Below are 8,927 nucleotides of genomic sequence, written 5' to 3'. Positions count from 1 at the left end.
AATATTTTTGCACCAGAACCAAATTTGTTATGTTTAAAACCATTTTTGTTATTTTTAAACCATTCTTGTTATAGTTAAAACCAGATTTGTTACCTTTGAAACCATTTTTGTTATATTAAAGTAACCAAATTTGTTATATTTAAAACCACTTCTGTTATGTTTGAAACCAGATTTGTTACCTTTGAAACCATTTTTGTTATATTAAAATGGCAAGAACGTTTATATACCAACAGTTTATATGTTCTTAAAACATATAAACATATAAAACATGTAAAACAATATTATATAAAACAAGCAAACATAGAACATTATGTTTGCTTGTTTTATATCTATTAATTACTCAAAAACGTTTTAAATTTTAATTCTTAAAAACGATACTGTTTAGATGCTTTTTATAAATGCATATGTTACTATCTAACAGTTGGTATTCATCATCTCAAGAAATCCAGTAACTTCATCATAAAAAGTGCTCCTAGATTTGTCTAGGAGCACTTTTTATGAAACATTATTTTTTATTTGCTTATGAACCACTTTATTAGGCCTTTGTGTAGCAATCGAACAGGATAACGCAACAAGCATTAGTGGACATGAGAAATAATAAAACTGTCACCCTAAACTATCTAAACAATGGCATGAAACTAAAAATGGGAAATTAACTCCTTTTGATATTACAGAACTCAGTAGTAAATCAACTAATTAACCAATTCCAAGCATATAAGCATTTCTTAAAAAAGAAAATTTTTATTACGCACATAATCTATTTAGGTTATGTGCTTTTTTGTCGAAATTAACAGAAATAATTTTCAAAAATATCATTGATTAATCACGAAAACTTGATAGTATAGAAATACAAAACATCACGTTTTCGTGATTGGAGAGGGGGAATATAATGACTGATAAGAAGAGTTCTGTAGAAAAAAATTTTTAAACTCCCCACTTTTCAATGTTTTTACAGCAAGTGAAGCCGAACAGAAGTGGGGATTGGAAAAAGGTACCGTGAGATCGTCTTGTGTACGCGGTAAATTACAAAATTACGTAAAATTAGGATTAGTCAAGAAGTCAGGAAATACATGGCTTCTGACTAAAGGGGTTATGACTGAAGTTTACGGATTTCAAAAGAATTAGGGATCTATAAATCACAAGAAATACCCATTAAAAATAGACATAAAAAAGCCCTCACCACCGCCAAGTAAGTAAGGACTTTTCCAGATACATTATAAAAGAAAGGCTGATTCTAGATGGCAAATAGCTACCTAAAAACTCATCACAGCAAGAATATTTTATCACATTTAACTAAAAAAGAAAAAAAAGAAAATTATTATAAAAACCAATTTAAATAAGCGATATAATGTCACTTGTAAATGGTTTGGTATAGATAATTGTATTACCTCACAAATTTGCTTCTTCGGTACATTTGGAATATCTATTTTTATGGTTGTAGCTACATATATGATCTCTGGAATATATTTTTGGTTTTAATTCTAATATCTTTCAACCTATATAATTAAGGAGGAACTATGTTATGAATAAAAAATCTGTAAATGTAAAAATTGGTGATTTTGTACAATTCTGTTATCGTTATGATTCTTCAGTAACACTAATTGGTTCGGTAGTTAATGTATTAACTAATACCATTGTTGTGGATGTCTCCGATTCTTCAAATAAGATTCCTGGACTAGAAAATCGGCAACTAGTAAAGTTGGGTCAGTTTAAAAAAATTCGAAAACAACATTTGCTCTTGACGCAATAATTTTCCCTTATAACTAATCCCTTTCAAAAATACAACTTATCTACATTTGACATATGTCAATGCGATTGTAGAAGATTTGAAATGCATATTTTTAAGTTTAATTTAAATATAAATCCGCTGTTTGTGCACAACCACCTGACCCAGGATATACATGAGCTAAATGTTTCGGTACCTGGAAAATCGTTGCATCTAAAATACGAATTCGTTGAAAATACGTGAGTGCGGTACTTGAAATGGCCGATGTTTTACAAAGTTTACTTTTCCATAATGCAGAAAAAATATATTTCAAAAATTCAACAGCTTTTTTATCAAAGCGCTTATGAGTCCTTCTGGACTCATAAGAGTACCTGTGGCTGCGTGTAATTGGCTACTACATAGTCGAACGAGGGAATCACTCGCTGTACGTTGACTTACCCAGATACATATGGTAGCTAATTCATTTCCTGAAAATTTTCGTTTTCTTTTTACAAAACCTAATTCTTTTGCGAGTTCTTCCAAAAGAGAAGGAGTTAAATGACGATACAGCTCTTCAGAAAATAGTTGTAATTCATCTTGAATCGAAAGATTCATACAAAACATCACCCTTTCTAGCTAGCTTTTTAGAAAGAATAACGTTTTTTTGCACTTGGGGGTAGTGAAAATTCTTAAGTTGATGGGTATGTATGGTGACCCCTATTTGTAAAATAGAAGTTGGTTCAAGTCGTTAATTGACTGAAACAAAAATGCCAATTCCATAATGGAATTGGCATTTTTGTTTTGAATGAGCAGCGTATTTTTGTCATATATAAGCAATAAAAGTTGCTTCGAATAGATAATATCATAATTAGACATAAAGAGAAACTTAGATTTGTTTAGCGTATAAAATTTGGAAAGCTTAATTTGTTTTTATATTTGAAAATATTACAAGCCTCAGCAAAGATATAGATGGTTTTAATAAAACTCATGGTAAACCATTTCAATTTTTTTACTCAACGACTCCTGAATTTTCAATATTCACAATGTATTTCACTCTCACTGGTACCGTTTTATATATTTTTTTCCATTCTTTTAACTCAAATAGTTTATACTGTTGTTTAAATTTGGAGCCTAAACCAAGTGGATCTACATTTAGATTTTGTAGTTTTTTTAGTAGCTTTTTGCTAGCTGTATTAAGTTGTTTTTCTATGTTCTTTGTTATTATCTCGAAATTCTTTTTATCTTCTAAATTTACCTTTTTTGAGATTTCTTGCAGACGAGCATCCACTTTAACTTGAATATAAAAAGATGGTTTTCCATTTTTAATCCGAACATGATAGGAAGGAGTGGAACGGATGTTGTTAATTAATACATAACCGCCGTGGCTTTTAAATTCTTGAGAGTTCAATCTATGTTTTTCAAGCAATCCTCTAAAAACAAACATCTCTTTTGGTTCCAATTTCCCTACATATGTTTCTTCATTGAAAAGAGCTAAACCTTGAATTTTTATTTTATCTTTCTGTTTTTTTAATATTGGCATAAAATTATCTTGTCCTACTTTGTAATAGCGATTAGAGTTATGATGTAAATTATCATACGGTAATGAACCTGTTTCCATATTGTGTTCCAACAGATTTTTTATATAAATTGCAACATTAAAGTTATTTTGATATTTTCCAGAGAATAAATCATGTCCATTACCTTCCAGTACCCCTAGGTATATTCCATGTCCTATGCTACTATCTCGTAGGAGTGTATCATACGCTACTGTTATATCTTTTTTTGCTAATTTTTCTGTAAAAAGAGCAACACGTAATTGTCCACTGGCAAACGGTTGTGCAGATTCAAAAGAGGCGTTTTCTCTTCCTTGTTTTACTGTGTTTGCAATATTTTCAAATACTTGGACTTTATGCCCTTTTTGTTGAACAGGACAGACAATAGTTGCTTTTATTTTATCTTTTGTTGTATCGAATACAACTCCTTGAATTAATTGAACATCATCAATAAGAGACTTTTGCAAGCATCCTGTCATAAATATTAATGAAATACCAAATAGGAAAATTTGTTTTTGTGTAATTTTTTTCATATTCTCTCCATCCAGTCACAAACCAAATTGAAAAGTAACTCGTTGTAAGTTTCAATTTGGTTTAGATCGTGTGAATTTTTAAATTATAGACTTTGATTATTTGTGATATTTTCTCATAATAATCACCATTATATGTATGTTTTTATCAAAATTACCGATAAGGGGGTATGTGTAGCAATGGAGAGAAGAAAAAATTAATCCGTGGGAAAATGAATTTGCCCGATGGCTGTTATTACTACCAGCACATGAGGATGCGCATTTGACCCACACATTGGAGGATATTGCGATGAAACAAGATCCGATGTTACAGAAGGCTATGAACAAGTGGGAAGACATGAGTCAAAACAGTTCTTTCCGAGTGGCATATGAAGCCAGGGAAAAAGTTTTATTTGATGAGCAAGCTAAATTAGCACATGCTCGTGAGGAAGGCAAGGAAGAAGGGAAACTAGCTGAGCGTGCACAATTAATTCATGGTATGCATAAAAATGGAATGCCTGTAGAGGATATTGCAAAATTGACAGGGTTGAGAGTAGAAGATATACAGAGATTTTTAGAATTATGAACATAACAAACATAATTCAAAATGGCACCTTTAGTAGGTGCTATTTTTTATGCCGTATAAATATGTTTGATACACTGGTAAGTAAAAAAATGGTACTATAAAGCTATAAAATTCTAAATATACAGAAAGGTGTGGTTGTTATTAACAAGAAAAAATTTTATACCATTTGGACAATTTTATTTCATATGTTTTTTGAACTCGTATTACTAAGTGTAGTTGTTACAATGGCTTATATGTTTATTGAAACCATTTATGATATTAATTTACTTACATTGGCGCAACCTTTATGGGATAACATATCTAAAGACCTCCTTTTTACAGTAGTGGTTTTACTTCTGTCTTTAGAATGTTATAAACGTTATCAATCTCAAAAGTTTTTAGAATATGTAAGCAATATAAAATATAATTATGAACATCCTACAAAAGTGATTGAATCTCGTAAATTATGGATAGAGAATAGACTTGAATCTCTTCGATTAAAATTAGATATATTATTGAAGTATTCTATTTTTATTCCAATTATTTTGTTATTCTCCAAAGATTTAATTATCAAATATACAGGTATTTCTTTAAATACGTATTTTATAATCTTAATTATTACAATAGTAATTTTCGCCGTTTGGATAATAAAAATTTACAAACAATTTACTACTACTAGAAGAAATTTGACTAAATATAATAGCGAATTACTCTGGATTAATAACCCTGGATTATTTACACGTAAGTATAAAGAGCCTGAACGAAAGATGGCTATAGAGCCTCCAGCAAAGTCTTTAGATCAGGAAATGTCTGAAATGGGGTTTGAAGGTAGGCTCTCTCCAAGATTTCTAAAAAGATCAAAACAACAATTGGAAGAATAGTCGGTTATATATCGTTGTTTTATGAGATTACAAATGTGGTTTAATTCAAAAAAGTACTCATTTGAGTACTTTTTTTTATTGGGTAAGGAATTGTTTATGTACCTTAACGTACACTTTTATAGACACGCCAAATGCTTCCTACACCTTTGAACACGTAATAATAAAAACCCAGTGATCTCATGCACACATACTGAAATCACTGAGTTTTATAAGTTTAACATTTTGTATCTTTTGTAAAACTCATATTTTTAAAATTGGTATACCTATTTGTACATTAACTTAGATTTTTTTACTTCTCTTATATTAAAACCAAGAAAAAAATTATAAATTGTAGTAATACTTACTTAACTGTATCCAGGCTATTGGCGTTTCCTTTATAAATCTATATATGAATACAATTTGGAATTATTTAACAATAATGTTGGGTAATTGTTCCCATGTTATAAAATTAAAAAGAACTAGTTCAAAAAAAAATGAAAAGGAGAAAAAATATTATGAAGAAGAAATTCAGTTTCATTTTTATTATTGCTACGTTTTTATTAACAACAGTCAATGTATTTGGAGGACAAACAGCTAAAGCGGATACGATAACCCGTTATGGTAAGATAAGTAATTATACGCCTTACAAACCAGGGTCTGACGGAAAGTGGATGACGGATAATGATTGCGCTGTTGACTCAAGTTAGGCATATATTAGAAAGGGCACCAAAATTGTAGTAACGAACTTAGATAAAGGGAAATCTAGAGTTCTTGAGAAATGGGATTATGGCGAGTTTAAAAAATTTGGGGTTATAGTGGATGTACTTCCTAATACATTTGTGGCATTAGGGGGAAAACTAAGTGATGGTCAGATTAAGAATGGTCGAACTGAAAGATCCGGTGGAATAGCGATAACCGAATAATTTTCGAAAAAATCCGGATATAATACTTTATATCTGGATTTTTTAGGAGGGATATGATGAAGAAAAACATAGTTTTTTCATTAATAGCTGTATCTTTGTGTATCATACTTAGTTACAAATTCCTTACATCTGGGAGTGTTGTTGTTAATAAAAATGATACACCTTCTCAAAAATTATACATAAACCTATTTGAACCTAAGCTTCTTACAAATACATTTTATAAATATGATCCAACGTTACAAGAAAATACAGTATTATTAAAGAAAAAGATACCAGATTATACTACTTTTTCTTATTCAAAACTCCATAACAAATTGTACTTTGCTGATAAAGCTGAAGACGGTACAATGCAATTGTTTGTTAAGGACTTACAAAAAAATCAAATAAGGCAATTGACAAAGGAATTAGGTAATGTAGATCTTATACAAATAGACAACAAACAAACAACGGTTTTCATGAGAGTTTTATTAAAAGATGAGTATCGTAATTTTCATATTGCCACTTATAATATTGAAAAGGATAAGTTAGAAATATGGGGAAAAGACGATAAGGATAAAAGTATTTTGGATTTTGATTACAATCCCATTAATAATAAATTAGTTATAGTTTCCTTTTCTGAGGCTGAGGATAAAAAGAAGCTTGAAGAAGCAAATGAAAAGCAAATCACAATGCGTCCAGCTAAATACAGTTTAGATATTTATAATGTGAATGGAAATAAAGAAAGACATGTTAGCTTAGTGGAAAAATTTATTAGCGGGGCTTCATTTGCCGATGATGAAAGTTCAGTGATATTCAGTTATGATGAAAATTTGACCAACCCTACTTCCCATGTTGCAGAAATAAATTTGAATTCAAAAAAAATAAAGCCACTATTTGAAGATACGGAAAAACACTTTAAAATAAGAGCGTTAAAGTATAGTGAAAAAAATGAAGGTTTCTTTTTTTTATCAAGTCTTTATGATAGTAAAAAAGATTATAATACATTGGGGTCCCCAAAGGAAAGTGTGCTTTCTTATTATGATATTAAGAAAAAAACAGTCAAAGATATATGGCATACTGATAAAGGAGTAATTGTTAATTATTCAATGGAGATAAAATGAATGTGAAATATTAATTAAATTCTAAAACAAGTAACTAAGAAAACAGTCGATTTCTTGATCCAGGAACAGGAATTTATATTCCTTCGAACATTAATTATACTCCTGGTAGCGGTGGCCACTAAAAAATAACACCTACAATGTAGGTGTTATTTTTTAATCATTTAGACTTGTAAAATGTTTCGTATTTCTTTTATCCTTAAATTCGTAAACTTTGCAATATCTTCTATTGGCATTCCGTTTTTGTGCATACCACGTATCAGTTGCATTTTCCCTTTTTCAATCCCTTTTTGTTCTGCATGAGCAAATTTTGCGGCCTCATCCATCAGAACTTTTTCCCTCGCTTCATATGCTTGTCGGAAAGAAGAATCTTGACTCATACGTTCCCATTTATTCATTGCTTTTTGTAAAATCGGGTCTTGGTTCATCGCAATATCCTCCAATGTTTGGGCTAATTTTTCATCCTCATTCGCTGGAAGTAATAACAACCAACGAACAAATGAATCTTCCCAGGGATTTACTTGTTCATTCCGCCACTGTTGCATGAGTTTGGGAATCTCCACGATGTGAACTTCAATATCATTACTCAATACTTTCTGTTGTTGTTGATTCCATAGGATTCCTGTTGTATGGAATGCCTCGTATTCAGGAAACATAACGAAATTTAACAAATTGATCGTAATTGTTTTATGAAGAGAGCTGTATGGCATTCCTTTTTGAAGTTGGGATGTGTATAACCTTCCCCAATAATATAAACTTCTCTTAATCATATCATGATTATTATTCAGTTGGATTTCTACGTTTACCTTTGTGCCTGTATCTAACGTTGCGGAAATATCTAAAATCGATAATTTATCCTCTTCATGTTCTCTATGCAAGTGTGGGTCTTCTAATTGTAAGGAAACAATAGGTGATTCTAAAGAACCCTGTAACATCGCATTTAAAAAAGCAATTAGAATATCTTCATTTCCACTTGTGCCAAATAATTGTTTAAAAGCAAAATCAATGCGTAAATTCACTAATTGTTGGTTGGACATGGGTTTTCCTCTCCCCATCTCATAAGATGTTTTTCTTTTATTGTACATAAAAGAGTGATACACATGCAAACAAGCTCTTATATCCATTGACATAAGAGCTTGTTTGACACCATACATAATTAACAGATTAGTTGGATTTCATAGAAACTGAAAAATTGCCTACTGTAAGAAAAACTCACGTTTAGTATACAAAATACGAACAAAAATGCCAATACATAAATTCATACAATATAGTCCAATACATTTAAATTTCTATCCAATCCGATGATTCAAAACACCATTTTTTAAAATTGCTCTCCAACTGTCACATAATAATAGCCACATACCTTTAAGCACATATATCTAGATATATGTGCTTAAGTCTATTTTAGGGTGCATAACTTAAGTACATATACCTGGATCATGAAAAACATTGTCATTTCAACATTTTTTAATGCTTTTCTCTCAAAAAAACAAAAAATTATACACCCCTCAAAACTGCAACTTAATACCCTTTTATTTTTGTTCGATTGCATACCGACTATCCTCTGAAACACATAAACTTGCCGCATTAACTTTTATACTACATTTTCCTAATCGCCGCTTTACTTCCGATGGTTCTGGTGCAAAAATATTAGTTAGAAACCTAGAGTAGCAATTTCCTCTACATTTCTAGCCTATGAAGCTAAACCAAACAGC

Annotated in this window: 6 protein-coding genes and 3 pseudogenes; 6 read left to right on the top strand and 3 right to left on the bottom strand. The window is 30.6% G+C overall.

All coding sequences use genetic code 11. The features are described 5' to 3' along the window. Window positions 1–948: 948 nt before the first annotated feature. Both B5P42_RS33280 and B5P42_RS31295 read left to right on the top strand, forming a co-directional pair. Window positions 949–1,125 (top strand): annotated as a pseudogene (locus B5P42_RS33280) (helix-turn-helix domain-containing protein); the annotation flags it as partial. 397 nt (window positions 1,126–1,522) lie between these two features. Then, window positions 1,523–1,750 (top strand): methyltransferase, encoded by a 228-nt coding sequence (locus B5P42_RS31295; protein ID WP_098131531.1) that lies wholly within the window; start codon window positions 1,523–1,525, stop codon window positions 1,748–1,750. Between the two features lie 109 nt (window positions 1,751–1,859). Here B5P42_RS31295 and B5P42_RS31290 read toward each other — a convergent pair. Continuing rightward, window positions 1,860–2,320: pseudogene (locus B5P42_RS31290) on the bottom strand (transposase); the annotation flags it as partial. Between the two features lie 394 nt (window positions 2,321–2,714). Further along, complete coding sequence (locus B5P42_RS31285) at window positions 2,715–3,791, bottom strand: Ger(x)C family spore germination protein (protein ID WP_113736068.1); 1,077 nt, start codon at window positions 3,789–3,791, stop codon at window positions 2,715–2,717. Window positions 3,792–3,966: 175 nt separating this feature from the next. Here B5P42_RS31285 and B5P42_RS31280 point away from each other — a divergent pair. The 4 genes and pseudogenes from B5P42_RS31280 to B5P42_RS31265 all read left to right on the top strand — a co-directional run. Continuing rightward, window positions 3,967–4,353: pseudogene (locus B5P42_RS31280) on the top strand (Rpn family recombination-promoting nuclease/putative transposase); the annotation flags it as partial. A gap of 224 nt (window positions 4,354–4,577) precedes the next feature. Continuing rightward, entirely contained in the window at window positions 4,578–5,213 is a 636-nt protein-coding gene (locus B5P42_RS31275; RefSeq protein ID WP_113736067.1) for a hypothetical protein, read from the top strand. A 494-nt stretch (window positions 5,214–5,707) separates the two neighbouring features. After that, window positions 5,708–5,899, top strand: coding sequence for a hypothetical protein (locus B5P42_RS31270; protein ID WP_113736066.1), 192 nt, complete (start codon window positions 5,708–5,710; stop codon window positions 5,897–5,899). A gap of 272 nt (window positions 5,900–6,171) precedes the next feature. After that, window positions 6,172–7,215 (top strand): hypothetical protein, encoded by a 1,044-nt coding sequence (locus B5P42_RS31265; RefSeq protein ID WP_113736065.1) that lies wholly within the window; start codon window positions 6,172–6,174, stop codon window positions 7,213–7,215. A 161-nt stretch (window positions 7,216–7,376) separates the two neighbouring features. Here the strand turns inward: B5P42_RS31265 and B5P42_RS31260 are convergent, their stop codons facing one another. Continuing rightward, a complete protein-coding gene (locus B5P42_RS31260; protein WP_483295825.1) occupies window positions 7,377–8,249 on the bottom strand; it encodes an Rpn family recombination-promoting nuclease/putative transposase in 873 nt (290 codons plus the stop codon). Window positions 8,250–8,927: the final 678 nt, after the last annotated feature.

The sequence above is a fragment of the Bacillus sp. SRB_331 genome (genome assembly GCF_003264175.1).
Classification (GTDB): domain Bacteria; phylum Bacillota; class Bacilli; order Bacillales; family Bacillaceae_G; genus Bacillus_A; species Bacillus_A mycoides.
The sequence above is the reverse complement of the archived record's forward strand: the minus strand, read 5'-3'. Positions and strand labels throughout refer to the sequence as shown.